The 24,136-nt window shown below is 63.8% G+C and carries 20 protein-coding genes; 9 read left to right on the top strand and 11 right to left on the bottom strand.

The window, feature by feature from the left end:
• Positions 1–66 precede the first annotated feature (66 nt).
• Positions 67–702 (top strand): hypothetical protein, encoded by a 636-nt coding sequence (locus AOG28_RS00470; protein WP_054554971.1) that lies wholly within the window; start codon positions 67–69, stop codon positions 700–702.
• Positions 703–1,071: 369 nt separating this feature from the next.
• Positions 1,072–1,611, top strand: coding sequence for a glycine zipper 2TM domain-containing protein (locus AOG28_RS00465; protein ID WP_043331847.1), 540 nt, complete (start codon positions 1,072–1,074; stop codon positions 1,609–1,611).
• Between the two features lie 136 nt (positions 1,612–1,747).
• Here the strand turns inward: AOG28_RS00465 and AOG28_RS00460 are convergent, their stop codons facing one another.
• The 8 genes from AOG28_RS00460 to AOG28_RS00425 all read right to left on the bottom strand — a co-directional run bounded on the left by AOG28_RS00460 (position 1,748) and on the right by AOG28_RS00425 (position 14,309).
• Positions 1,748–2,443: a PqiC family protein gene (locus AOG28_RS00460; protein WP_054554970.1), complete on the bottom strand. Its 696-nt coding sequence runs from the start codon at positions 2,441–2,443 to the stop codon at positions 1,748–1,750.
• An 11-nt stretch (positions 2,444–2,454) separates the two neighbouring features.
• Positions 2,455–4,089 (bottom strand): intermembrane transport protein PqiB, encoded by a 1,635-nt coding sequence (gene pqiB, locus AOG28_RS00455; protein WP_054554969.1) that lies wholly within the window; start codon positions 4,087–4,089, stop codon positions 2,455–2,457.
• Positions 4,086–5,588: a paraquat-inducible protein A gene (locus AOG28_RS00450; protein ID WP_082388102.1), complete on the bottom strand. Its 1,503-nt coding sequence runs from the start codon at positions 5,586–5,588 to the stop codon at positions 4,086–4,088. The genes pqiB and AOG28_RS00450 overlap by 4 nt, the downstream gene beginning before the upstream one ends.
• 376 nt (positions 5,589–5,964) lie before the next feature.
• Positions 5,965–9,096, bottom strand: a complete 3,132-nt coding sequence (locus tag AOG28_RS00445) for an efflux RND transporter permease subunit (RefSeq protein WP_054554968.1) — start codon at positions 9,094–9,096, stop codon at positions 5,965–5,967.
• A gap of 101 nt (positions 9,097–9,197) precedes the next feature.
• A complete protein-coding gene (locus AOG28_RS00440; RefSeq protein ID WP_082388101.1) occupies positions 9,198–10,496 on the bottom strand; it encodes an efflux RND transporter periplasmic adaptor subunit in 1,299 nt (432 codons plus the stop codon).
• 549 nt (positions 10,497–11,045) lie between these two features.
• Complete coding sequence (locus AOG28_RS00435; RefSeq protein WP_054554966.1) at positions 11,046–12,260, bottom strand: ArsA family ATPase; 1,215 nt, start codon at positions 12,258–12,260, stop codon at positions 11,046–11,048.
• On the bottom strand, positions 12,251–12,571 hold the full coding sequence (locus AOG28_RS00430) for a cory-CC-star protein (RefSeq protein WP_199852375.1): 321 nt from the start codon (positions 12,569–12,571) through the stop codon (positions 12,251–12,253). Before AOG28_RS00430 ends, AOG28_RS00435 begins: the two co-directional genes overlap by 10 nt.
• Positions 12,561–14,309 carry a carbon starvation CstA family protein gene (locus AOG28_RS00425; RefSeq protein ID WP_054554965.1) on the bottom strand — a complete coding sequence of 583 codons (1,749 nt, stop codon included), beginning with the start codon at positions 14,307–14,309 and terminating at the stop codon, positions 12,561–12,563. Before AOG28_RS00425 ends, AOG28_RS00430 begins: the two co-directional genes overlap by 11 nt.
• Positions 14,310–14,843: 534 nt before the next feature.
• Between AOG28_RS00425 and coxB the strand changes: the two genes are divergently transcribed.
• The 4 genes from coxB to AOG28_RS00405 are packed head-to-tail and all read left to right on the top strand — an operon-like array spanning position 14,844 to position 19,156.
• Positions 14,844–15,992, top strand: a complete 1,149-nt coding sequence (gene coxB / locus AOG28_RS00420) for a cytochrome c oxidase subunit II (RefSeq protein ID WP_082388100.1) — start codon at positions 14,844–14,846, stop codon at positions 15,990–15,992.
• Positions 15,993–16,022: 30 nt separating this feature from the next.
• Entirely contained in the window at positions 16,023–17,675 is a 1,653-nt protein-coding gene (gene ctaD, locus AOG28_RS00415; protein ID WP_054554964.1) for a cytochrome c oxidase subunit I, read from the top strand.
• 27 nt (positions 17,676–17,702) lie between these two features.
• On the top strand, positions 17,703–18,299 hold the full coding sequence (locus AOG28_RS00410) for a cytochrome c oxidase assembly protein (protein ID WP_054554963.1): 597 nt from the start codon (positions 17,703–17,705) through the stop codon (positions 18,297–18,299).
• On the top strand, positions 18,296–19,156 hold the full coding sequence (locus AOG28_RS00405; protein ID WP_054554962.1) for a cytochrome c oxidase subunit 3: 861 nt from the start codon (positions 18,296–18,298) through the stop codon (positions 19,154–19,156). The genes AOG28_RS00410 and AOG28_RS00405 overlap by 4 nt, the downstream gene beginning before the upstream one ends.
• A gap of 17 nt (positions 19,157–19,173) precedes the next feature.
• Here the strand turns inward: AOG28_RS00405 and AOG28_RS00400 are convergent, their stop codons facing one another.
• Complete coding sequence (locus tag AOG28_RS00400; protein ID WP_043337068.1) at positions 19,174–19,365, bottom strand: DUF2909 domain-containing protein; 192 nt, start codon at positions 19,363–19,365, stop codon at positions 19,174–19,176.
• A 115-nt stretch (positions 19,366–19,480) separates the two neighbouring features.
• Between AOG28_RS00400 and AOG28_RS00395 the strand changes: the two genes are divergently transcribed.
• From AOG28_RS00395 to AOG28_RS00385, 3 genes are all read left to right on the top strand, one after another.
• Positions 19,481–20,206, top strand: coding sequence for an SURF1 family protein (locus AOG28_RS00395; protein ID WP_054554961.1), 726 nt, complete (start codon positions 19,481–19,483; stop codon positions 20,204–20,206).
• Positions 20,207–20,281: 75 nt separating this feature from the next.
• A complete protein-coding gene (locus AOG28_RS00390; protein WP_054554960.1) occupies positions 20,282–20,923 on the top strand; it encodes a hypothetical protein in 642 nt (213 codons plus the stop codon).
• Between the two features lie 317 nt (positions 20,924–21,240).
• Positions 21,241–22,347 carry a COX15/CtaA family protein gene (locus tag AOG28_RS00385; protein WP_054555167.1) on the top strand — a complete coding sequence of 369 codons (1,107 nt, stop codon included), beginning with the start codon at positions 21,241–21,243 and terminating at the stop codon, positions 22,345–22,347.
• 134 nt (positions 22,348–22,481) lie between these two features.
• On the opposite strand, the gene AOG28_RS00380 is transcribed toward AOG28_RS00385, so the two are convergent.
• Together AOG28_RS00380 and AOG28_RS00375 are read right to left on the bottom strand one after the other, a co-directional pair.
• Positions 22,482–22,877, bottom strand: coding sequence for a glutaredoxin family protein (locus AOG28_RS00380; RefSeq protein WP_043337063.1), 396 nt, complete (start codon positions 22,875–22,877; stop codon positions 22,482–22,484).
• 75 nt (positions 22,878–22,952) lie between these two features.
• Complete coding sequence (locus tag AOG28_RS00375; RefSeq protein WP_054554959.1) at positions 22,953–24,047, bottom strand: LysR family transcriptional regulator; 1,095 nt, start codon at positions 24,045–24,047, stop codon at positions 22,953–22,955.
• Positions 24,048–24,136 lie beyond the last annotated feature (89 nt).

Below are 24,136 nucleotides of genomic sequence, written 5' to 3'. Positions count from 1 at the left end.
ATTTCACCTCATTGGGCGTGATATCCGTGAGTGATCCACGCTCTCACCAAGCGGAGAGACAAGTTGATGATGGATTCCTGTGGCAGCGTTTCACGCCAGATATCGCGCCGGCTCTTGCGGGGACTGCTGGTGGCGACGCTGGTCAGTGGTATGCCGCTTGCGGCGGTTCAGGCGGAGGAGTCGCCGAATGCTGCAGCGTCTTCGAGTGACGGGCAGGCGCCTCGGGCGCAAGTGATTGCCGACCCGGCGACACCTTCTCTGCCGCCTGCCGCCAAGGCCAACAACAGCATCTTTCGCTGTGTGCAGTCGGGGGTGCCCACCTGGCAGCAGCAGCCTTGCCAGCAGGGTGATACCCCCGTCACGCTGGATGATTCGCTGACGGTGGTGCCCGCCGCTGACGTGATAGAAGAGACTTCAGGCGAAGACCCGACCGCACAGCGCCTGGCGCGTGAGAAGAAGCGTGCCCTGGCCGCACGTGAGGAGAGTCAGCGCCAGTACCGCATTCGTTCAGCGCTGGAGGATGGCTATCTGGTGCAGGGCATGAGTGAGGCACAGGCCATCTCGTTGCTGGGCAAGCCCAGTGATATCAGCGAGACGATTGCCGATGACACGTCCTGCCGTCTGCTGAACTGGTGGGAAGATGTGCGCGTGCAGTTCTGCAACGATGAAGCCGTGTCCATCACGGCCAATCAGCTGGACTGAGTGACTTGCGGTCAGGGCCATCAAGACAAGGGCCGGTGCGTGCTGAGGCGCTCGCACCGGCCCTGTTTGTGCTGTCCGACTCGTACAGCCCGCGTCAGCGCCATGACGATGAGCGGGGTTTTCTGGCCGCAAGCCTGATTGCCAAGAAATTGCTAATATAAGGCATGATCTAGCGTAGAACCCGTCTTTTCCATGTCCGATGTTGCGAAATGGCGACGACCGGGTGGTGAAGTTGCCACATTACCGAGTTTATCGAACAGTGTTAGATTACTCTCCGAACGCAGCGGCCAGCCCCTAAAGTGTCATCCAGGGGCGTGGCTGACTGGCCGACGAGCCAGGCTGCAACACTATTCGGTGAGGAGAACACGCATGAACAAGTCCATCCTGATTGGCGCGATCGTGGCTGCACTGGGCATTGGCGGTGGAGTGGCGATCGGCAGCTATACGGCCAGCAACTCAGGCCCTGAATATGCCGATATCGTGGCGGTGGATGCCGTGACGGAAACCGTGACCACTCCGCGCGAGGTCTGTCACAACGAGACCGTGACGCATCAGGCGCCCAGCAAGGACACCCACAATGTCGTCGGCACGGCCGTCGGCGCGATCGTCGGCGGTGTAGTGGGCAATCAGTTTGGCGGTGGCAATGGTAAGAAGGTGCTGACAGCTGCGGGCGCCGTGGGTGGCGGTTATGCCGGCAACCAGATCCAGGGCCAGATGAAGAAGGGCGACACCTACACCACGACCGAACAGCGCTGCGAAACGGTGCAGGACGCGTCAGACAAGGTGGTCGGCTACGACGTCAAGGTCGACATGGGTGACGAGACCCGCACCGTGCGTCTCGAGGACAAGCCGGACGTGAAGCGTTTCGAGATCCGTGATGGTGAGCTGGTACTGCCCCAGCAAGGCTGAGGCCAGCTAGCCGCCAAAAAGAGAAGACCCCCGACGGATTCCGTCGGGGGTCTTCTGGTTTCTGGACATCCAGCTTTCTGGACATCCAGCTTTCTGGGCATCCAGTCGCGCCCTGTTCTGTCAGACCGTCAGGTCATCAGCTGGCATCCGCCGTGGCGGGCAATGCCTTGGCGATCTCACGTGCCAACTGCTCGCCAGTCACACGCCAGCCTTCGCCCAGGCTATTGACCAGCGCCGGATAGCCGTCATCCATCAGGGGAGTCAGTGTCTGGATGACGCCTTCCTCCAGCACGCTGCCATCCACGCCGCGCAGGCGCCAGCGCCCGGTGATGACGGACTGGCCATCATGGCGGCCGATGAAGCGATCCAGGCTTACGCTCAGGCGTGCGCCCTTGAGGCCGCTCAGGCTGGTATCCGCGATACGGTACTGGCTCAGCGGCTGGGCGGGGCTGGCCTTGAGCTGCGTCAGCAGCTGGCGGGTCAGCATGTCCTGCAGGTCATCGGCCCACAGGTTCTGGCTGGCCTGTACCAGCGTGATGTCGTCCGTCTGATAGACCAGACTGCCGCCTTCCAGGTAGCTGGCCAGTTGCACCGGCATCACTTCCAGCAAGGGCGCATCGGCGGCAACGCTGCGCTGGGCGGCGGCCTGTGTCGTTTGCGGCAGCAGGTAGGCGCCACCGGTGGCGGCAGTCGTGCAGCCCGCCAGTGTGCCGAGCATCAGCAAGCCTGCCAGCAGGCCGCCGAAGCGGCCCTTGTGCGACGTGGAAGTGCGCGGTGAGGCAGACGCGCTGCACGCTTGCGGCATGGCGGCTGTGCGGGTCGAGAGACTCATGGCTGTCGTCATCATTGGGCCCTTGGAATCGGATCGCGAGTGGTCGGCTTGTCGAAGATCAGGCTGGAGGGGTTCTTCTCCAGCGTGTCGAGCAGCGGTTCCGCCTTCTTGAGCACGCGGTCCAGTCGTTCGAGATCGCCTTCCAGCTTGCGGTAGGCGGAAGAATCCGGTGTCAGGCCATCCAGGGTGCGATTGAGGTTGTCGATGCTGGTGCTGATATCGCCCGGCAGTTTCTGTACCGCCTCGGAACCCAGCAGGCTGTCGACATGACCGGCCGTCTTGTCGAGTCGCTTGACCAGACTTTCGGAGGCCGACAGCGTCTTGTTCAGATTGCTCAGTACCGGCTCGACATCGAGTGCATTGAGCTTGTCGAGCAGGGCATTGAGCTTGGCTTCCATCTGCGCCAGGCCTCCCGAGACGCTCGGCATTACCTCGATATCATCGAAGGTATCGGCCTTGTAGGGCGGCGGGTTGTCATAGAAGTCGAGATCGACGAACAGGGCGCCGGTCAGCAGGTTGCCGGATTTCAGCGTCGCGCGCATGCCGCGCTTGAAGAGGCGCTCGAGGCGCTTCTTCCACTGGGCCACACCTTCATCATCCACTTGCCCCTCGAGGCGTTCGGGCTCGATGCGAATCAGCACCGGAATCTCGAAGCTCGACAGCGTCCGCACGCGCTGGTGGGTCAGGCGATAGGGCACGCTGACCACGGTGCCGAGACGGACGCCGCGGAATTCCACCGGCGCGCCGCGCGACAGGCCACGCACGGTATCGTCGACCATGATCACGTAGTCGATGGCCTGGTGGAAGCTGCCTTCACGGGCCTCTTCCTGGTCGGAATACAGCGTGAAGGATGTGTTCTCGACCACCGGACGGCCACGCGGCAGGTCTTCGGGAATGCCGAAGGCCACCCCGCCGCTCAGTACGCTTTCCAGTGACCCGACATCGACCTGCAGGCCCTGGGAATCCAGGCGCAGGCTGACCCCACTGGTGGACCAGAAGCGCGTGGTGGAGGTCACCAGCTCATGGTAGGGCGAGTCGATATACAGGGTGTAGTGCATTTCCTTCTCGCTGGGGCGGAACTCGCTGGATTCCACGCGCCCGACCACGAAGCCTTCGTAGGTGACGGGGTCACCATCCGAGAGCACGCTGCCATCGTTGCTGGTGAGGTCGATGCGCAGCCCCTTGGCGTCCTGCGTCGTCACCGGCGGTTGCTCCAGTGCCACGAAGTGGTCCTCCTCATCGCGGCTGTCGCCGGGCTGAAGCTGGATATAGGCCCCCGACAGCACGGTATTGAGGCCACTGATGCCCTCACGACCGATGCGCGGCTTCACGACCCAGAGCCGCGAGTCGGCATTGAGCATGCGCTCGCTGTCCTTGGACATGCGCGCGGTGACGATGGTCTTGTCGAGATTGTCCGACAGACGCACGGATTCGACCTTGCCGACCTCGACATTCCGGGTCTTGATCAGGGTCTTGCCCGCCTCGATGCCTTCCGCCGTCTCCATTTCGATCGTGATCAGTGGGCCACGGCTGGCGTAGTTGTGCCACACCATCCAGGCGCCGATCAGCAGGGCCACGATCGGGACTATCCAGATCGGCGAAAGGCGGCGTCGACTTTCACGACGTGCGCGAGAATCATCACTCATAAGTCATCCTGTGAGGCGGCAGCGGAAGGGGGATTGCGGGAGGCATTCGGCGTCGTGAATGGCGTCGTGAACGGAGGCGTGGCCTGCGAGGACGAAGCAAGAGACGCGGAGCCCGTCAGCGGCGTCAGCGGCAGATCACCGAACAGCGTGTTCGCCATCATCGTCTTCTCCGTCTCGGTGTCCCAGACAAGGCGTGGGTCGAAGCTCAACGCCGACAGCATCGTCAGCACCACCACGCAGGCAAAGGACAGCGCCGCGGGCCCCGGGTGGACCGACATCAGCGCGCCCAGCTGGATCAACGCGGCCAGCAGCGCCACCACGAAGACATCGACCATCGACCAGCGCCCGACATATTCGGTGATGCGGTACAGGGTCACCCGCGCTCGCGCATGTTGCACCTCGGGGCGCTGGGCGCTGATGCACAGCCAGGCGATGGCGATCATCTTCGAGGCCGGCACCAGGATGCTGGCGATGAAGATGACCATCGCGATGGGCCAGTCACCATGTGACCAGAGCACCACGATGCCACCGGCAATCGTCTGCGGGTCATTCTCCCCGAGGCTGACCGTGGTCATGATCGGAAAGAGATTGGCGGGGATGTACAGAATCGCCGCCGCGATCAGCCATGCCCAGGTGCGCTGCAGGCTCTGCGTCTTGCGCTGATGGACAGGGTCGCCACAGCGGCGGCAGTGGGTGTGAGCCTCCCGTTCGCCGCAGGCATTGATCAGGCCGCAGCTATGGCAACTGGCCAATCCCTGCAAGGCAGCGCCGATGCCCGGCAGCGTCCCGCTGGGGGCAGCTGGCTCGCCCGCCAGCGCGAACCACATGCGATCTCCATCGATGCTGGCCAGCGTCTTGGTCATCAGCAGGGCGAAGGCGCAGAACGCCCAGAAGGAAGGGCCGAAACTGATATCGGCCATGCCGGCGATCTTGACCAGGCTCACCATCACGCCGACCAGAAACACATCCGCCATCATCCACGGGCGCAGGTGGCTCAGGGTGCGCGCAATGCCGCGAATGCCCGGCAAGGGCAGTTTCAGCCCGATGGCCGCATGCGTATAGATGACGCCCAGCAGGTAGAGCGCCGGCAGCATCACGATGGTCAGAATCAGCAGCACGGCCAGGGAAGGATAGGACTCGGCCGTCAGGGCGGCGGGCGTATCGATCAGGCTCAGGCTTGCCGAGATGCCACTGGTGGCAAAGGCGATGAACTCGAAGGGCAGCGTCAGCACCAGCATCACCAGGCACGCCATCGCCAGTGCCAGGGTGCGTTGCACGGCATGGGCATGGCGCTGGGCGAACAGATGATCGCAACGCGGGCAGCGGGCGCGCTCGCCGGCCTTGAGCGCCGGCAGTGCCACGACGAGGTCGCAGCACTCGCAGGCACGCATCCGCCGCCGTGACACGCCTGACGTGACAGGCGCGAACACCTGCGGCGGATCACGGGTTTCAAAGGTACGCCGGGTGTAGCGGCGCAGGGCAGCAAGGGGACGAGGCATGTCGCTCCAGCGGGATCGGGTGGTATATCGCCGTGCCGCGCGTGTTCGGGGCATGCGCAGAGGCGTTGTCAGGCGCGACTTGAACACGCTTGTGGCTGCGCTCTCGGGGATGCGCTCTCGGGGATGCGCCCTCAGCGGCCTGGCCCCATGCACACGCGGCCCTGCGAAGGTATGGGAGCTGTGGAAGCACCAGGCCTGCGCAGGCAAACAGTGTTCGATAGTAGCATGATGCCGCAAAAGGCTGATGGCACTCAATGCTTGCCGCGTGAGCGCGCCTTTTTTTGCCAGCCTGCAAACAGGCACGCCGCCCGGAGAGGGCGGCGTGCAGGGCCGTCACGCAATGTGACAGCAATGAGGCTTCTGTCGTGATCAGAGATCAGACAAGGTCATCCTCCTGGCGGGCCGCTTCATGGGCTCGCTTGAGGTCCTTCGGCTCACCGAAGAGGCGGCGCACGACCACATAGCAGACCGGCACCAGGAAGATCGCCAGCACCGTGGCCGAGATCATCCCGCCGATCACGCCGTTGCCGATGGCGTGACGGCTGGCGGCACCCGCACCCGTCGAGATGGCCAGTGGCACGGCACCCAGGGTGAAGGCAAGCGAGGTCATCAGGATCGGGCGCAGACGCATGCGCACGGCTTCCATGGTGGCATCGATCAGCGAGCGACCTTGCACTTCAAGGTCCTTGGCGAACTCGACGATCAGGATGGCGTTCTTGGCCGAGAGCCCGATGGTCGTCACCAGGCCGACCTGGAAGTAGACGTCATTGTCGAGTCCGCGCATCCAGGTGGCGAGCAGGGCACCCAGCACCCCCAGCGGTACCACCAGCATGACGGAGAACGGAATGCTCCAGCTCTCATACAGCGCGGCCAGACACAGAAAGACGAAGACCAGCGAGATGGCATACAGATACGGTGCCATGCCACCACTCTGCGATTCCTGCAGCGAGATGCCGGTCCATTCCAGCGCGACGCCATTGTTGAGCTGGCTGACCATCTCTTCCATGGCCTGCATGGCCTCACCGGTGGAGTAACCCGGTGCCGCCTGTCCCAGCAGTTCCATCGAGGAGACGCCGTTGTAGCGTTCCAGCTGCGGCGACCCGTAGGTCCACTCGCCGTTGATGAAGGCGCTCAGCGGCACCATCTCGCCGGAGGTGTTGCGTACGTACCACTTCTTGAGGTCTTCCGGTTGCATGCGGGCACTGGCTTCCGCCTGCACATAGACCTTCTTGGTACGACCCTCGTCGAGGAAGTCATTGACGTAGGTCGAGCCCCACGCCGTGGAAAGCGTCGAGTAGACCTCTGACAGCGAGACGCCCATCGCCGTCGCCTTGAGTTCGTCGATGTTGAGCGTGAACTGCGGGCTGTCTTCCAGACCATTGGGGCGCAGGCCGGTCACGGCCGGATTCTGGCCCGCCATGCCCAGCAGCTGGTTGCGCGCGTCGGTCAGTGCCTTGTGGCCGATGCCGCCACGGTCGACCAGCATCATGTCGAAGCCGCTGGCGTTGCCCAGCTCCATGATCGGCGGCGGGTTGATGGCGAAGACCAGGGCTTCCTTCAAGGTGCCGAAGTAGCTCTGTGCTTCACTGACCACGCTGAAGGAATCGCGCTCGCGCTCATCCCACGGCTTCAGGTTGATGAAGGCCAGGCCCATGTTCTGACCGCGACCGGCGAAGCTGAAGCCGGCGACGTCGAACATTTCCTGAACCGCATCTTCCTGATCGACCAGGAAGTGATGCTCGACCTTTTCCAGCGTCTCGAGCGTCTGTTCTTGAGTGGAGCCCACCGGCAGGATGACCTGGTTGAACAGATAGCCCTGATCCTCATCCGGCAGGAAGCCGGTCGAGATGCGCGTGAACACCACGCCACAGCCGACCACGATCAATGCATAGACCAGCATCGAGCGACCGGTGCGCTTGAGCATGCCGCCAACGCCTTTCTGGTAACGCGCGTTGGAGCGATCGAAGACCCGGTTGAAGAGGCCGAAGAAGCCGGTGGTCTTCTCCTTGGTCGGCTTGAGCAGGGTGGCGCACAGGGCCGGCGTCAGGATCAATGCCACCAGTACGGACAGCGTCATCGCCGAGACGATGGTCACCGAGAACTGACGGAAGATCGCACCGGTGGTGCCGGGGAAGAAGGCCATCGGAATGAACACGGATGACAGCACCAGGCCGATACCCACCAGTGCGCCGGTGATCTGTCCCATCGACTTGCGAGTCGCTTCCAGTGGCGAGAGCTTCTCTTCGTGCATGACGCGTTCGACGTTTTCCACCACCACGATCGCATCGTCGACCAATAGCCCGATGGCGAGCACCATGGCGAACATCGTCAGGGTATTGATGGAGAAGCCCAGCACTTCCAGCACCCCGAAGGTGCCCAGCAGCACGACCGGTACCGCGATGGTCGGAATCAGGGTGGCGCGGAAGTTCTGCAGGAACAGCAGCATCACCAGGAAGACCAGTGCCACGGCTTCCAGCAGTGTCATCACCACTTCTTCGATGGAAATCTTGACGAAGGGCGAGGTGTCGTACGGGACCTTGAAGCTCATACCCGGCGGGAAGTAGGCGGACAGCTCATCGAGGCGGTCCTTGACGGCCTGAACGGTGTCCAGCGCGTTGGCGCCCGAGGCCAGCTTGATCCCCAGGCCTGCAGCAGGCTTGCCGTTGTAGCGGCTGACGGTGCTGTAGGTCTCGGCGCCTTTCTCGGCGCGGCCGACGTCACGCAGATAGACCTGAGAGCCATCTTCCTGGGTCTTGAGCAGGATGTTGCCGAACTGCTCCGGCGTTTCAAACAGGGTCTGCGCCACGATGGTGGCGTTGAGCTGCTGGCCTTCTTCCGCCGGCAGATTGCCCAGCTGGCCCGAGGCGATCTGGTTGTTCTGCGTGCTGATGGCCGTGGTGACGTCGCTGGTGGTCAGCTTGAAGTTGTTGAGCTTCTGCGGGTCGAGCCAGACACGCATGGCCCCCGGCGCGCCGAACAGCTGGGTCTCGCCGACGCCCTGAACACGCGCGACCTCATCCTGGATGTCGGAGGCGACATAGTCGGTCAATTGCTGCTTGGTCATGCTGCCATCGTCAGAGACGAAGGCCGCGACCATCAGGAAGCTGCCGGAGGACTTGGTGACCGAGACACCCTGGTTCTGTACGGATTGCGGCAGGCGCGGAGTGGCCAGCTGCAGCTTGTTCTGTACCTGAACCTGGGCGATGTCGGGGTCGGTGCCGGTGTCAAAGCTCAGCTCGATGCTGGCGTTGCCCTGGGAGTCCGAGGTCGAGCTCATGTACAGCAGATTGTCGATGCCGTTCATCTGTTGCTCGATGACCTGGGTCACCGTGTCTTCCACCGTCTGGGCGGAGGCACCGGAGTAGGTGGCCTGAATGGTGATGCTGGTAGGGGCCAGCGAGGGATACTGCTCGATCGGTAGCTTGAGGATACTGAAGATACCCCCCAGCATCACGATGATGGCGAGCACCCAGGCAAAGATAGGGCGATCGATGAAGAATCTGGCCATGACGTTTGAGGCTCCTGGAACGTCGTTCGGGACGGTCGCCAGTCACACGAGAAGCGTCTCTCGTCGGGCTGGCGACAGTGGCGCGAAAAGCGGGGGCAGGCTTACTGGCTATCGCCGGTCTTGGCCTGTTCACTTTCCGAGGAGTCGCTGCTGGCAGCAGTCCGCGACTGAGGTGCGGCGTTCTGGTCAGTGCCTGTCTCGTCCGAGGCGATCTCGACCGTGGCACCCGGCTTGATCTTCTGCAGACCGCTGACGATGACCTTGTCATTGCTGTCGAGGCCGCTGGTCACCAGCCACTGATTGTCGATGGCCTGACCGATCACGACCTGCTTGGCCTCGACCTTGTTCTCGGCATTGACCGTCATCACGCTGGCCTGGCCTGTGCTGTCACGGCTCACGGCTTTCTGCGGAATCAGGATGGCATCCTTGGCGACGGCTTCGGTCAGACGGGCACGCACGAACATGCCCGGCAGCAGCAGCTCATCTTCGTTGGGGAACAGTGCGCGCAGCGTGACCATGCCGGTCCCCTGGTCGACAGTGACATCCGCGAACTGCAGCTTGCCCTTGGCGCCATAGACGCTGCCGTCTTCCATCACCAGCTCGACTTCCGTCTGGACCGGTGCGGTGGCGGCATCGCGATTCTCGCCCAGCTCACGCTTGAGGCGCAGCACCTCGGTGGCGGACTGGGTCAGGTCGACATAGATGGGGTCCAGCTGCTGGACGGTGGCCAGGCTGGTTTCCTGACTGGCCGTGACCAGTGCGCCCTTGGTGACGCTGGACTTGCCGATACGACCACTGATCGGTGAGGTGACCTTGGTGTAATCCAGGTTGATCTGCGCGCTGGATACCGCGGCCTTGGCCGAGGCGACATCGGCACGGTCTTCGCCGACGGTGGCCACGGCATCGTCATAATCCTGCTGGCTGACCATCTTGCGCGCGACGAGATTCTTGTAGCGCTTGGCCTTGAGGCTCGAGGTGTTGAGGCTCGCCTCGGCACGCGCCAGGCTCGCCTTGGCGCTCTCGACATCGGCGCGATAGGTGCGCGAATCGATGTGATAGAGCACCTGACCTTCCTCGACGTCACTGCCTTCGGTGAAGTCGCGCGATTCGATGATGCCGCCGACCTGCGGACGCACTTCCGCGATCTGATAGGCACGCGTGCGGCCCGGAAGTTCGCTGGTGAGCGGTACATCCTGGGCAGTGACGGTGACGACATCGACCTGAGCGGCCTGGCTGGCGCCTGCGGCGGAGCCTTGGCCAGCCTCCTCCTTGTCGCCGCTACAGCCGGCCAGCAGGGCACCGACCAGCAGCAGGCTTGCCGGAAGCAGGCCGAGGCGGCGGGCATTGAAAGCCAATGGGTGTCTCTGCAAGCGGGATTGACTGGGGGAAGTCGGGGCCATGGAGCGTCCTTTACGAAATTCAGGGGCTGAAGTGCGTCACTATCGCCACATTGTGACTCACCGCAGGCGCGGCAGGTCAAAGCAACGATGTCATGATGAGGAAGATATTTAGCCCGCTATTCTATCGGAATGGCGAGGCGACTGTATGGTTGTTTTGTGCAGTTATTGCGCACCCTGTTGCAACAGATTGTTGCCATGTGAGCAGCATCCTGAACGTCATGGAGGGGGATGCAACACAATGCAATTCGCTTGCCATGCCCGCAGGCGTGCACATGCCTCGCCTCACGCAAGGTGTGTGTGCAAGTCAGGTGAGGCCAGGGCAGTGATGGTGCATCAATATGCGCAAATTCTGAATAAGTTATCAGATCGAAGTGTCTGAATGATGAACTCCCCGACCCCGTACGCAAATGCATGTCGTCAGCACATGACGGATCAGCGGATCAGCGTGAGGTCCGGAGAGCGGGAGAGCGGGAGAGCGGGAGAGCGGGAGGGCGAAAGAGCTCGAGCGCTGAGGGGCTGAAGAGCTGAAGCGCAGGGCAACCTCTCGAGTCATCTGGCGGGAGCAGCGCAACCGCAAGAGGACGCGGCAGGGGTGGGTGACCAGGGGCGGAACGCCGTGAATTGCGCCACCAGCGGGGCAAGGCTTGCGCGGTCCTCCGGCAGCTGTGGTTGGCGCAGCAGACGCAGGCGCGGGCGATCAGCGAAGGCCTCCTCCAGTTTGGCAGCCCAGTGTTGCTGCTGTTCTCGCCAGGTCGCGACCCAGTCAGCCTGCGGCTCGTGGGGCGTTGAGGAGGGACTGCCAGCCCCTTGCACGGCGGGCTCCGGCAGGCACTGATTGATGATCAAGCCGCCGACGGCCAGACCATGGGCTTCCAGCGCCTCTCGTGTTCGAGTTGTCTCCAGACACGGCAGCTTCTCCGGCGTGCTGACCAGAATCACGCGCGCCCGGCGGGTATCGCTCAAGCGCTGACGCAATGCTGCGTAGCGCGTACGGCGTTGCTCCAGCGCCTCGCTGATCGGGTCTTCCGGCGCTTCTTCGCCTGGCATATCTGATGCCTGCTGACTGTCCAGCCACAGGCTGCGTTCGGCGACGGCGCGCCTGCGCTGGCCCAGCATGCCCTCCAACCAGCCGCCAAGCACTTCGGGCAGGCTGAGCAGGCGAATGGTGTGCCCGCTTGGTGCCGTATCGAACAGGATGTGGCGATAATGTGAAGCTTCATCTTCCAGCGGGGCTGGCGGAGTCAGGATGATCTCCACCAGCGCATCGAAGAGCGCCGCTTCACTGGTGCCGGGAGCGTGGCGTGACAGTTCGAGCTGGCGCATCACGGTGGCACTGCGCTCGCCACTTACCAGGGGGACGATCCGCTGGCGGACCGCCTCCAGGTAGCGGTCGCATTCCCGCTCGGGGTCCAGTTCCATCACGTCGAGTCGCGGCGCGATGTTGCAGGGCTTGCCACCGACCGCACCGAACAGATCGCCGAGATTGTGCGCGGGGTCCGTCGATACCAGCAGGGTCGCTTCGCCTTTCTCCGCCAGTGCCAGCGCCTGCGCGGCCGCGCAGCTGGTCTTGCCGACACCGCCCTTGCCACCGAAGAACCAGATCTCGGGTAGCTTGGATATCTCAGCTTGCCCCGGTGCTTGGCCAGGCTGGTGAGTGTGAGCCTCGTAAGTCTCGTGAGCCGCTGACGGCTGAGTGCCTGCCCAGACAGCCGTATCTTTCGCCGTGCGGAATGCTGCGCGTTTCCATAGCCTGCTCAACAGCACTTGATGCCCTCCAGCGGTGAATGCTCAAGCCCCTGACGCAGGTGCCAGTCATGCATGCGTTCCAGCATCAGCGGCAGCATCTCCAGCGAGACGGCCGGCGCGGGATTGGGGATGCCCATCAGCTCCGCGAAGCTCATCATCATGAAGATGTCCTCCTCCTCACGGGCAAGCTGCGCCAGATCGCGCTGCTGGTTGACGCGCAGCATGGCCTCCCAGCCATCCCGCAGCTGAATGGCGCCTGTCAGCAGGCGCCGTGTCAGACCCGGCTGGCGGGGTGATGACGCCAACCGGGTATCGTCATCAGCTCTCATGAGCGCTCACCCGGGCGGGAGACTTCAGGCTGCGGCTGGCTTCGAGCAGAATCCACAGCGCGAACACCATGATCAGGCTGCCGAAGGTGAACAGCAGCCATTGCGGGTCGTTGCTGCCCATGCCCGACCAATCCAGCACCACCTGCTGCACCATCGCCCACAGCGTCATGATCATCAAAAAGACCATCGGGGCCAGGGTATAGATGACAGGGCGGCCCTGACGCTTGAGCCACACCGACACCAGCATCAGCGAGATGCCCGCCAGCAGCTGATTGCTGGTGCCGAACAACGGCCACAGCAGGTAGCCGCCGGAACCGAAGCCCTTGGGCCCCTGCGGCAGAATGACCAGTGCGGCACTGGCGATGACGGCGATGCTGGTGGCGACATGCTTGTGGCTGAGCGCTGGCATGCCGTATTCGCTGCCCAGTTCCGCGATGATGTAGCGCATCAGGCGCACGGCGGAGTCCAGCGTGGTCGCCGCGAAGCTGACCACGATGACCGCGACCAGCGTACTGCCGACGTTGGCCGGCAGGCCGAGGTGCGAGATCAGCTGACCGGACCCCTGAACGAAGCTCGAGAGGCCATTGGCACCCGCCGCGGCGAAGCTTGAATAGGTTGCGGTGAAGTCGGCCTGGGTTGCGAACAGGGTCGCCACCGCGATGATGGAAATCAGCGCCAGCATGCCTTCGCCCAGCGCGCCGGAGTAACCGATCAGGCGCGCATCCGGTTCATGGGACAGCTGCTTGGAGGTCGTCCCGGAGGCGACCAGACCGTGGAAGCCCGAGATGGCGCCGCAGGCGATGGTGATGAACAGCAATGGGTAGAAGGACATCTCGGCATCGGCGTTGAAGGCCGGCGCCGTCAGATGCGGGCCACCTACGGCCAGTCCCAGATACAGCAGTACCAGCCCGACCACCAGCTGGTGAGAGTTGATGGTGTCGCGTGGCTGCAGCAGCTTCCAGACCGGCAAGACCGAGGCGATGTAGACATAGCTCATCAGCGCGATGATCCACACCAGGAAGGCGCTGGAGATGGGCGAAAGGCCGAACAGCAGGGTGGCATCTTCGCCACCGGCCATGGCGGTGAAGGCACCGGCCAGGTCGATCTGCAGGAACTCGAACTGGCCCGCCAGCAGGGCGGCGGCATACATCACCATCAGCGCGAGCAGTGAGGGGATCAACATCTTGCCGCCACGACGATAGACGCGATGGCCGATCCATACCGCCAGCGGAATCTGGATCAGCACCGACAGCACGCTGGCCGGGAAGTTGATGAACAGATTGGCGATCACCCAGGCGAATACCGCGTTCAGCATCAGGACCAGAATCAGGATGATGAACAGAAACAGCAGCTTGGCACGCTTGCCGATCAGCTTGTCCGCCAGGGTGCCGACCGACTGGCCGCGATGGCGCGCCGACAGCGTCAAGGTGCCGAAATCATGCACGCCTGCCGCGAACAGACTGCCCAGCACGACCCATAGCACGGCCGGCAGCCAGCCCCAGTAGACGGCGATCGCCGGGCCGACGATGGGGGCTGCGCCCGCCACCGAGGTGAAATGGTGGCCCCACAGCACCCAACGATTGGTCGGCAGGTAATCGGTGTCATCGCGCAGCGCGTGGGCTGGTGTCACGAAATTCGGGTCGAGGCGGAAGATGCGCTCGGCCAGAAAGCGGGAATAGAAGCGGTAGCCGATGGCGAAGGCGACGCAGCCGAACAGGGCAAGCCAGATGGCGTTCATGGCAGATTCCGAGGGGCGTGGTGATGGATTGAGTAGGGTGTGCTGGCGTGTACCGGTTGTCAGGTCGGCCTGCCGCTGTCGAGCGCCCGCCGAGCAAGACCTTCCGACAGGGCTTTCAAGCAAGACTTTCAACACACACTGATGCAGATCGGCGTGACGCTAACATCGATAAATGCGCATATAACTTCGCCATTGGTCGTCCCGACGCGCGCCGGCATGTCGCCAGCAAACCTGCAGGACATTCCTGAATCGCCGCCTCTCTGCGTGGACTGAACGCAGAAGCGCGCCGCTGCCTTGTGCTCAGGCGGCATCACGCGCGGGGTAGCCGTTTTTGCCTCGCTCTGCCTTGCGACCAAGGAGTATCAGTGGGTTGATCCACGCGACCTTGTGTTCCGCCAAGCTCTTCTATACTCGAAGCAAGTCGGAGCACGGGGAGCCGCTCAGCGCCGTCATCTGGGTGAGGCTCTCGATAACAATGACAAGGAGGCGCCGATGTCATGGATCGCGGAATGCCTTTCCCGTGTCACGAGGCCAATGCGTCTGCGCTTGCGACGTACAGTGACGACCCTGTCACTGACGACCCTGTCACTGACGACCTTGTCACTGACAGCCCTTACCCCTTCGGTGCTGGCAGTCGAATACAACATGCCGGTCGGGGTCACCGCGGTCAGCCGCGAGATCCACTCGCTGCACATGATCATCTTCTGGATCTGTGTGGTCATCGGCATCGTGGTGTTCGGTGTGATGGGCTACGCGATGATCAAGCACCGCAAGTCACGCGGTGCGGTATCGGCAAGCTTTCATGAAAATACCCGTATCGAGATTCTGTGGACCGCCATCCCGCTGCTGATCCTGGTGGTGATGGCGGTGCCTGCCACCGCCACGCTCAAGGACATGTACGACGCCTCCGAGTCGGCGCTGGACGTGAAGATCACCGGCCATCAATGGCGCTGGCAGTACGAGTATCTGGGCGAGGATGTCGCCTTCACCTCAAGCCTCGCGACCCCGCGCGAGCAGATCAACAACACCGCCGCCAAGGACGAGCATTACCTGCTGGAAGTCGACAATCCGCTGGTGTTGCCCATCAATCGCAAGGTGCGCTTCCTGACCACCTCCGCCGACGTCATCCACTCCTGGTGGGTGCCGGACTTCGGCGTCAAGAAGGATGCCATCCCCGGCTTCATCAATGAGGCCTGGACGCGCATCGAGACCCCCGGCACCTATCGTGGCCAGTGCACCGAGCTGTGCGGCAAGGACCACGGCTTCATGCCGGTGGTGGTCGAGGCGTTGCCGGAGGCCGAGTTCGATGAGTGGCTGATCGCGCGCAAGGCCGAAGCCGAGGCCGCGCTCAACGATGCCGGTCGTGACTGGAGCCTCGAGGAGCTGATGGAGAAGGGCGAGAAGACCTACGCGACCATCTGCGCCTCCTGTCACCAGCCGGACGGTCAGGGCATGCCACCGGCGTTCCCCTCGCTGGTGGGCAGCGCCATCGTCACCCAGGACATGCAGGCGCACATCGATATCGTGGTCAACGGCAAGGCGGGCACGCCCATGGCGGCCTTCGCCGATGTGCTGAGTCCGGTCGAGCTGGCGGCTGTCATCACCTATGAGCGCAACGCCTGGGGCAACGATACCGGCGAGCTGGTGCAGCCAGCCGTCATCAAGGAACAGCTGTCTCAATAGCGTGCAAGCGACGCATTCAGGAGGCGTGTCATGGCCAGTGAACAGCCACGCAAGGCGATACTTCAGGCCAGCGAGAGCGAGGGGGCCACCGCAGGCGGCGCTCATGTGGGCGAAGGCCACGGCAGCGCGCCACGCGGCATGCTGCGCTGGCTGCTGACCACCAATCACAAGGATATCGGCACCCTCTATCTGATCTTCTCGCTGAGCATGCTGTTCATCGGCGGCATCATGGCGCTGGTGATCCGCACCGAGCTGTTCCAGCCCGGCCTGCAGATGGTGCAGCCGGAGTTTTTCAACCAGATGACCACCATGCACGGGCTGATCATGGTGTTCGGCGCCATCATGCCGGCCTTCACGGGACTGGCCAACTGGATGATTCCGCTGCAGATCGGCGCGCCCGACATGGCGCTGCCGCGCCTCAACAACTTCAGCTTCTGGCTGTTGCCGGTTGCCTTCCTGTTGCTGCTTTCCACCCTGCTGATGGAGGGCGGTGGCCCCAATTTCGGCTGGACCTTCTACGCGCCGCTGTCCACCACCTATGCGCCGCCCTCGACCAGCTTCTTCATCTTCTCGCTGCACATCGCCGGCATCAGCTCGATTCTCGGCGCCATCAACATCATCGCCACCATCCTCAATCTGCGTGCCCCGGGCATGCGCCTGATGGACATGCCGCTGTTCGTCTGGACCTGGCTGATCACCGCCTTCCTGCTGATCGCGGTGATGCCGGTGCTGGCGGGCGCCATCACCATGATGCTGTTCGACATCAACTTCGGCACCAGCTACTTCAATGCCGCCGGTGGCGGCGACCCGGTGCTGTTCCAGCATCTGTTCTGGTTCTTCGGGCATCCCGAGGTCTACATCATGATCCTGCCGGCCTTCGGCATCGTGTCCGCCATCGTGCCGACCTTCTCGCGCAAGCGGCTGTTCGGTTACGCCTCGATGGTCTACGCCACCGGCTCCATCGCGATCATGTCCTTTCTGGTCTGGGCGCATCACATGTTCGCCGTCGGCCTGCCATTGGTGGCGGAGCTGTTCTTCATGTACACGACGATGCTGATCGCGGTGCCGACCGGCGTGAAGGTCTTCAACTGGATCGCCACCATGTTCCGCGGCTCCATCAGCTTCGAGCCCCCGATGCTGTTTGCGATCGCCTTCATCGTCCAGTTCACCATCGGCGGCTTCTCGGGCCTGATGCTGGCCATCGCCCCGGCGGATTTCCAGTACCACGACACCTACTTCGTGGTGGCGCATTTCCACTATGTGCTGGTGCCCGGCGCGCTGTTCGCGATTCTCGCCGGAGCCTACTACTGGCTGCCCAAGTGGACCGGCTTCTATCCCCATGAGGGGCTCTCGAAGTGGCATTTCTGGCTGTCGGTCATCGGCGTCAACCTGACCTTCTTCCCGATGCACTTCTCGGGGCTGGCCGGCATGCCGCGCCGCATTCCGGATTACGCGCTGCAATTCGCCGACTTCAACATGCTGTCCAGCATCGGCGCCTTCCTGTTCGGTATCTCGCAGCTGCTGTTCCTGGTCGTGATCGTCAAGTGCGCGCGCGGCGGTGTCAGAGCGCCGGCGTGTGCCTGGGAGGGCGCGGTGGACCTGGAGTGGAGCGTGCCGAGCCCGGCGCCGCTGCATACCTTCGAGATTCCTCCGCAGACCCGCGATGGCCAGATCATCCGCTGAGCTATGGACAGCGGCCAGGAGAGTGACATGCCCTCACGCGATCACGCAGCACAACAGCAACAGGCAGTGGCACGCACCGTGCGGCGCACGCTGCTGGCGCTGGTCGCGATGCTGGGCTTCGCCTTCGCGCTGGTGCCGCTCTATGACGTCTTCTGCAATCTCACGGGCCTCAATGGCAAGGCCGCCAGTCAGGCCAGGGTCGCGGTGGCCATGGAGATCGACGAGAGCCGCTGGGTCTCGGTGCGCTTCATCACCCAGCAGGGGCAAGGCCTGCCGTGGACGCTCGAGGCGCTGGATGAGCAGTTCCGCATCCACCCCGGTGGCCAGTACAGCGCGCGCTTCGTGTTCACCAATCACGCCGATCATCCGGTGCGTGGCCGCGCGGTCCCCAGTGTCAGTCCTGCCGAGGGCTCACTGCATCTGCGCAAGATCATGTGCTTCTGCTTCCAGGAGCAGACGCTGGCAGCAGGCGAGCGGCGCGAGCTGCCGCTGGTCTTTCAGGTCGACCCTGACCTTCCGGAGGGCATTCGTGATCTGACCCTGGCGTACACGCTCTATCCGGTCACGACGCCGTCATCTGCGGGGGACGATGGTGCAGAGCATTCTGCAGGAGGTGAAACATGAGCAGTGGCAGCTATTACGTCCCGGCCCACAGTGCCTGGCCCATCTTCGGCGTGCTGGCGGTGGGCGGCATGATGATCGGGACCGGAATCTGGATGGTGCACGGCAGCGCCGCCTGGTTGTCAGGCATCGGCCTGCTGGCCATTGTGCTGGTGATGGCGGGCTGGTTTCGGGATGTGGTGCGCGAGTCGATGGGCGGCCTCTACGATGACCAGATGGACCGCTCGTTCCGCTGGGGCATGGCCTGGTTCATCTTCTCGGAATTGATGTTCTTCGCGGCCTTCTTCGGGGCGCTGTTCTATCTGCGAACCTTCGCGCTGCCCTGGCTCGATGGTGAGGGCGCCAAGGGAGTGACGGCGCTGCTGTGGCCTGACTTCACCGCTAGCTGGCCGCTGATGACGCCGCCGGATGCCAGCATCGCCGGACCCAGAGAGCTGCTGTCGCCCTGGCAGCTGCCGCTGGCCAACACGCTGTTGCTGGTCAGTTCCAGCGTCACCCTGACGGTGGCGCATGAAGCGCTGAAGATGGAGTTTCGGCGCACGGCGCGCAACTGGCTGGCGGGCACCGTGGTACTGGGGCTGTGCTTTCTGACTCTGCAGGGCATCGAATACTACGAGGCCTGGCATCACCTGGGGCTGACGCTGCAGGCGGGGGTCTATGGCGGCACCTTCTTCCTGCTGACCGGTTTTCATGGTCTGCACGTCACCATCGGCACCCTGATTCTGATCGTGATGCTGGTGCGCGTGATACGCGGCCACTTCTCGAGTGAACGTCACTTCGCCTTCGAAGCGGCTGCCTGGTACTGGCACTTCGTCGATGCGGTGTGGATCGGTCTGTTCCTGTTCGTCTATGTGTTCTGACAGCACGCGGCGCGATGTCAGTCCAGCATTCCGGTGGAGAAGCCAATGACCAGCAGAATCACTAGACACACTGCCAGGCCAACCCGCCATTTGAGAGAGGTCAGCAGGCGTCGACTGCGGCTGCCATCGCGCAGCAGAAAACCGGCACCGGCGACCAGGCTTGCCAGCATGCCGATAAAGACCAGTGCGATCAGCGATTTGAGCAGCATGTCACCTCCCGGGGTGCAGATAGTGGCGGGTGAGCACAGCGCGGCACTCGCTTGTGACAGTCGAGCTCATCCGGCAGACAAGCGCAAGTCAGCGCCAGCTGCGCAGGCGTCTTCAATGGGGCAGGAGTCTTCAACGGCGGCGACGCAGGAGCGCCAGGTCGGACGCGGCTGGTGGCTGTTCTGGGGATGTCTGATCGTGCTCGGCCTTTGCCTGTGCAGCTGGCAGGTGGTGCGTGGCCAGGCGCGTGCCCAGCATCTGGAGGATACCGCCAGCGCGCCGGAGCTGGTGATGCCGACGGCACCGCCCGCCAGTGCCAGCCTGATCGAGCTGCGCGGCGAGTGGCTCGCGGAGCACAGCCTGCTGCTGGACAACCGCACGCTGGACAAGCGCCATGGCGTGGCGGTGCTCACGCCCTTTCGAACGCTGGATGGCCGCTGGTGGCTGGTGGAGCGTGGCTTCGTGGCATCGCCGGCACCCCGCAGCGACCCGGACTTCACGACCCCGACAGGCTCCGGGGTGATCAGTGGTCGCTGGCAGTGGTTGAACGGTCAGGGCAACAGCGGTGGCCCACTGTTCGGCCCCAACCGCGAGGGGCAGCGTCTGCAGCAGGTCGATCTGAGCGCCTGGCAGGCGCTGGGCACACCGGCCTTTGCGGGTGTTCTGCACCAGACGAGCGGGGAGGGGCGATTCCTGCCCTGGTGGCAGCCGAGCAACATGACGCCGGAGCGTCATTACGCCTATGCGCTGCAGTGGCTGGGGCTCAGCCTGGGGGCGGCGGTGGTCATGATTCTGGGTGCGCGCCGTCAACGCCAGTCCGCGCTACGTCAGCGCCAGGCCTAGCGCCCGGTGCTTGTGTCTTGAGTCTGTTGTCCGTACACCCGGACATGCAGGGAAGCCGTCGTCAGGAGGAGAGCGATGACACACGTGATGCGACAGCGCCTGAAACTCGTGGCCTTGCTGGGGCTGTTGTCCGCCCCGTTGCCCTTGGCGTGGGCCATGCTGAGCGCACAGGTCGGGATTCCCGAGGGGCGGGTGGCAAACGGTGCCTTGCTGCCAAAGGTCAAGCCGCTCACGGACTGGTCGCTCGACTACCTCGTGACAGAAAACGCCACTGACAACGTCACCGAAAACGCCACAGGAAACGCGACTGACGGTGCAGTTAGCGCGAAGGAGGCCCCCGGCATGCCGCCGCTGGCTGCCCGAGGCGCGGATGAGCAGCGTTTCTGGCTCAGCTGGCCGGAGCCGAACCAGCCGCAGCTGGCCGCGGCGCAGGCCGAGCGCTGGTGGCGCCTGCATCGCGCGCTTGGCAAGGAGGCGCCACGCCTGGGCCGCCTGGTGGTGGCTGAAAAGGCCTTTGTGCATCCTCAGGTGCCGGGCGAACAACGGGCGCTCGGGCGCTGGCCGGCGCCCAATGACACCACTTCCGCGCCGCACCAGTTGCGCCTGATCGACCCTCATGGGCAGGTCGTGGTCGCCTACGGGCCCGAGATCACGCCGCAGGCCGTGATGAAGGATGTGCGCCGGCTGCTCAAGCGTAATCCGGTCGGGCCTCGATAGGTCGCGCCTCGCCAGGTCGCACGTGATCTTCTTTCGCTTCACCAGGGAGATATGCCATGTCTCGCCTCGCCAGACAGAAGCGCTATCCACCGCGGGCCTGCGCCGTCTCGCGGGCTCGCCAACGAGGGGCGGCGTTGCTGCCTCGCCCGCCATTTCTGCGCCACGCCACCACGGATGAAGCCTCAGTTGCTCAGGCCTTCTCGATGGCGACGCCTGAGCTGACGTCTGATCTGGTGCATGGCCCTGTCTCACGGCAGGCGGCGAGCCGACGGGGGACGTCACGCCTGTGGCGCAGCAGTCAGCGACTGGTCGCCAGCATGCTGGGACTGGTCATTCTGGTGATCGGGCTGGGAGCCTGGACGCGGCTGGTGGACGCCGGTCTGGGGTGCCCCGACTGGCCAGGCTGTTATGGCGCTCTGGTCGTGCCGGATGCCCAGACCGCGAGTCTGCATAGCCCGCATCATCCGCTTGAAGGCTACAAGGCGTGGGCGGAGATGATCCATCGCTATGCGGCGAGTCTGCTCGGGCTTGCGGCAATCGCTTTGCTCGCGCTGGGCTGGCGGATACGCCGTCGGGAGGCTCATCAGTCGCAGACCTTCGAAGGTGGCAGCGGCGAGGCAAAGGTGACTGATCACTGGGGCGCGCAGGCGCGCACTCGTTTTCCCTTGGCCGGCTGCTGGCTGTTGTTGGGCATGCTGTTGGTCCAGGGCGCGTTCGGGGCCTTTACCGTGACGCTGAAGCTGTGGCCGCAGGTGGTGACGCTGCATCTGCTGGGCGGCCTGAGCGTGTTGAGTCTGCTGCTGTTGCTGTGGCTATCACTCAGACGGCGGGCGGCGCCCCTCACGGTGGCGGCTGAGCAACACACGGCGTGCGCTGATGCAGCGCACATCCGGCGTCAGCCCTGGCTGGCCACTCTGGCCGCGGCTCTGCTGCTGGGGCAGCTGGCCCTGGGGGGCTGGACCTCGAGCAATTATGCCGGGCTTGCCTGTGAAGGTTTCCCGACCTGCAATGGTGCCGCATGGCCGGCGATGGACTGGGGAGAGGGCTTCCACCTGACCCAGGATGTCGGCCCCAGCTATCTGCACGGGCAGCTGCATGGTGAGGCGCGCACGGCCATCCACATGGCGCACCGTGGCGGGGCCGTGCTGCTGGGGGCGGTGCTGTTGGCGCTGTATTGGCGCCAGCGCCGCCACTTGCCGGCGCGGACGCCATCGCCTGACAACCCCTGGCGCTGGGCGCTGGGGTGTTGGCTGGTGCAGGCAGGCTTGGGAATCGCCAATGTACTGTGGTGGTTGCCGCTGGATCTGGCGCTGGCGCATACCCTGGGGGCCGTCGCGCTGACGCTGGCGATGGTGTGGGCGATGGATCAGATGCGCCAGGCGGCTCGCCACAAGCGGGCATCCGTCTCGCAGGCGCTGGCATGATGAGAGGCAGAAGGTGGGCAAGACGGTAAGCAGAAGAGAGACACCCAAGCGCGCGTGATCGCGCTCACCAGACCGCAAGAGGCCGCTCATGAGAGCGGCCTCTTGCGGTCTGCGTCGTATCAGCCGGTATCCTGTCAGGCCGCGCTGCCGAAGCGCTCCTGCAGGTAGGCATTGATGGTGTCGGATTCGTACATCCACTCTTCGCGACCATCGTCATGGGTGATCAGCAGGCACGGCACCTTGACGCGACCGCCACCCTGTTCGAGGGCCTGGCGGTGAGTGGCGTTGTGCTGGGTGTCGCGCTGCTCGACGTTCAGATTCAGCTGATGCATGCGCTTGCGCACCTTGATGCAGAACGGGCAGGTCGAGAACTGATACAGCGCCAGCTTGGCCGTCTCGGCGTCCACCTCGGCCTGCTGGGCGGGGCTGCGCTCGAGCGCGCTGCCGCGGGTCAGCTTCTCGCTGAGCAGCATGAAGGGAGCCAGCACCAGACGCAGGGTGCGGAAGAACAGGCGGATGATGGAGCGCATGGCAGAACCTCATGGGACGTGCGGGTATCGGCGCCAGTGCCGCAGGGCGGGTGGCGAATTCACAATGGGGCCATTCTAGAGCTCAGCGGCCTCGGCGTCTTCCCCATGCGCGTTGCGGATATGCGTCAGCAGGGACTGTCGCAACCAGCGGTGCCCGGGGTCCTGCTCGTGGCTGGCATGCCAGATCAAGCGGTAGCTGAGCGCGGGCAGACGCATCGGTAGCTCAAGGATCGCCAGTCCATGCAGCTCGCTGCTGGCCTGGGCAAAGCTTCTGGGCGCGCAGAACACCAGCTCGCTGTGCGCGACGATGCTCAGGGCATCGCGGAAATCCGGCACCAGCACGCTGATGCGGCGTGGTGCGCCGTGCTGCTCCAGCCGCTCATCCAGCGACCAGCGTGAGCGCCCCTCGCAGGTGGCCTGGACATGACTCAAGGCCGCGAATTCACTCAGCGTCATCGGTGTCTGGCGCCGCGTGAGCGGATGATCATGCCGTACCAGAATCACATGGTCGTCGCGCCACAGCAGGCGCGATTGGAAGCCAGCGGGGAGGGCAGGCGGCTTGCCCGGGGTCTCGGCACTGTGATCGTGTCCGGCAAGCCCGATATCCAGCTGGCCCTTTTCCATCAGGCTCAGGCAATCGGCCTGCCAGCGACTGATCTCGAGGCTGCCATGCGGCAGCGCATCGGTCAGTGCCCGCGTGCAGGAAGGCATCAGGGTCGCCCAGGCGCTTTCCAGCACCGCCAGCTGAAAGCGCCGCTGGCTGGTGGCGGGGGTGAAGGTGGCAGGGGCGCTCAGGTTCTCGAGACGCGAGAGCAGCTCGGCCAGCTCGCCACGCAATGACAGGGCCCGCGCCGTGGGGCGCAGACCATGGCGTTCGCGAATGAAAAGGGCGTCATCAAACATCACGCGCAGGCGTGCCAGACTCTTGCTGACGGCAGACTGCGAGAGGTGAAGACGGCCCGCCGCGCGCGTCACGCTGCACTCTTCCAGCAGCACCTGCAGCACCTGCAGCAGATTGAGGTCGATGCGCGTGTTGAAGGGCGTGTTGAAGGGCGTGGCCGCTGGCGCTGAGCCCGAAGACGCAGACAGTGAAGACGCAGACAGTGAAGACGCGGCTGGAGACTGGGCGGCAACCGGCCTTGCGGGTGTCTGCGGGTCTGTCGCGCTCATAAGTTTCTCCAGTGGAATATCAGGCCTGAAATAATATCATTTTTCTTCATAAGTCGCAGGCGCTAGGCTCTGCGGATTCTTGATGGCCC

It is taken from the genome of Cobetia sp. UCD-24C, from assembly GCF_001306765.1.
Taxonomy (GTDB): domain Bacteria; phylum Pseudomonadota; class Gammaproteobacteria; order Pseudomonadales; family Halomonadaceae; genus Cobetia; species Cobetia amphilecti.
This window is presented reverse-complemented; position numbering and strand designations above follow the sequence as displayed.

What these genes read in the sequence shown, in the direction of transcription:
- AOG28_RS00470 (WP_054554971.1), top strand. Translation starts at nt 67, where the DNA reads ATGATGGATTCCTGTGGCAGCGTTTCACGCCAGATATCGCGCCGGCTC.
- AOG28_RS00465 (WP_043331847.1), top strand. Translation starts at nt 1,072, where the DNA reads ATGAACAAGTCCATCCTGATTGGCGCGATCGTGGCTGCACTGGGCATT.
- AOG28_RS00460 (WP_054554970.1), bottom strand. Translation starts at nt 2,443, where the DNA reads ATGAGTCTCTCGACCCGCACAGCCGCCATGCCGCAAGCGTGCAGCGCG.
- pqiB (WP_054554969.1), bottom strand. Translation starts at nt 4,089, where the DNA reads ATGAGTGATGATTCTCGCGCACGTCGTGAAAGTCGACGCCGCCTTTCG.
- AOG28_RS00450 (WP_082388102.1), bottom strand. Translation starts at nt 5,588, where the DNA reads ATGCCTCGTCCCCTTGCTGCCCTGCGCCGCTACACCCGGCGTACCTTT.
- AOG28_RS00445 (WP_054554968.1), bottom strand. Translation starts at nt 9,096, where the DNA reads ATGGCCAGATTCTTCATCGATCGCCCTATCTTTGCCTGGGTGCTCGCC.
- AOG28_RS00440 (WP_082388101.1), bottom strand. Translation starts at nt 10,496, where the DNA reads ATGGCCCCGACTTCCCCCAGTCAATCCCGCTTGCAGAGACACCCATTG.
- AOG28_RS00430 (WP_199852375.1), bottom strand. Translation starts at nt 12,571, where the DNA reads ATGAGAGCTGATGACGATACCCGGTTGGCGTCATCACCCCGCCAGCCG.
- AOG28_RS00425 (WP_054554965.1), bottom strand. Translation starts at nt 14,309, where the DNA reads ATGAACGCCATCTGGCTTGCCCTGTTCGGCTGCGTCGCCTTCGCCATC.
- coxB (WP_082388100.1), top strand. Translation starts at nt 14,844, where the DNA reads ATGCGTCTGCGCTTGCGACGTACAGTGACGACCCTGTCACTGACGACC.
- ctaD (WP_054554964.1), top strand. Translation starts at nt 16,023, where the DNA reads ATGGCCAGTGAACAGCCACGCAAGGCGATACTTCAGGCCAGCGAGAGC.
- AOG28_RS00410 (WP_054554963.1), top strand. Translation starts at nt 17,703, where the DNA reads ATGCCCTCACGCGATCACGCAGCACAACAGCAACAGGCAGTGGCACGC.
- AOG28_RS00405 (WP_054554962.1), top strand. Translation starts at nt 18,296, where the DNA reads ATGAGCAGTGGCAGCTATTACGTCCCGGCCCACAGTGCCTGGCCCATC.
- AOG28_RS00400 (WP_043337068.1), bottom strand. Translation starts at nt 19,365, where the DNA reads ATGCTGCTCAAATCGCTGATCGCACTGGTCTTTATCGGCATGCTGGCA.
- AOG28_RS00395 (WP_054554961.1), top strand. Translation starts at nt 19,481, where the DNA reads ATGGGGCAGGAGTCTTCAACGGCGGCGACGCAGGAGCGCCAGGTCGGA.
- AOG28_RS00390 (WP_054554960.1), top strand. Translation starts at nt 20,282, where the DNA reads ATGACACACGTGATGCGACAGCGCCTGAAACTCGTGGCCTTGCTGGGG.
- AOG28_RS00385 (WP_054555167.1), top strand. Translation starts at nt 21,241, where the DNA reads ATGCTGGGACTGGTCATTCTGGTGATCGGGCTGGGAGCCTGGACGCGG.
- AOG28_RS00380 (WP_043337063.1), bottom strand. Translation starts at nt 22,877, where the DNA reads ATGCGCTCCATCATCCGCCTGTTCTTCCGCACCCTGCGTCTGGTGCTG.
- AOG28_RS00375 (WP_054554959.1), bottom strand. Translation starts at nt 24,047, where the DNA reads ATGAGCGCGACAGACCCGCAGACACCCGCAAGGCCGGTTGCCGCCCAG.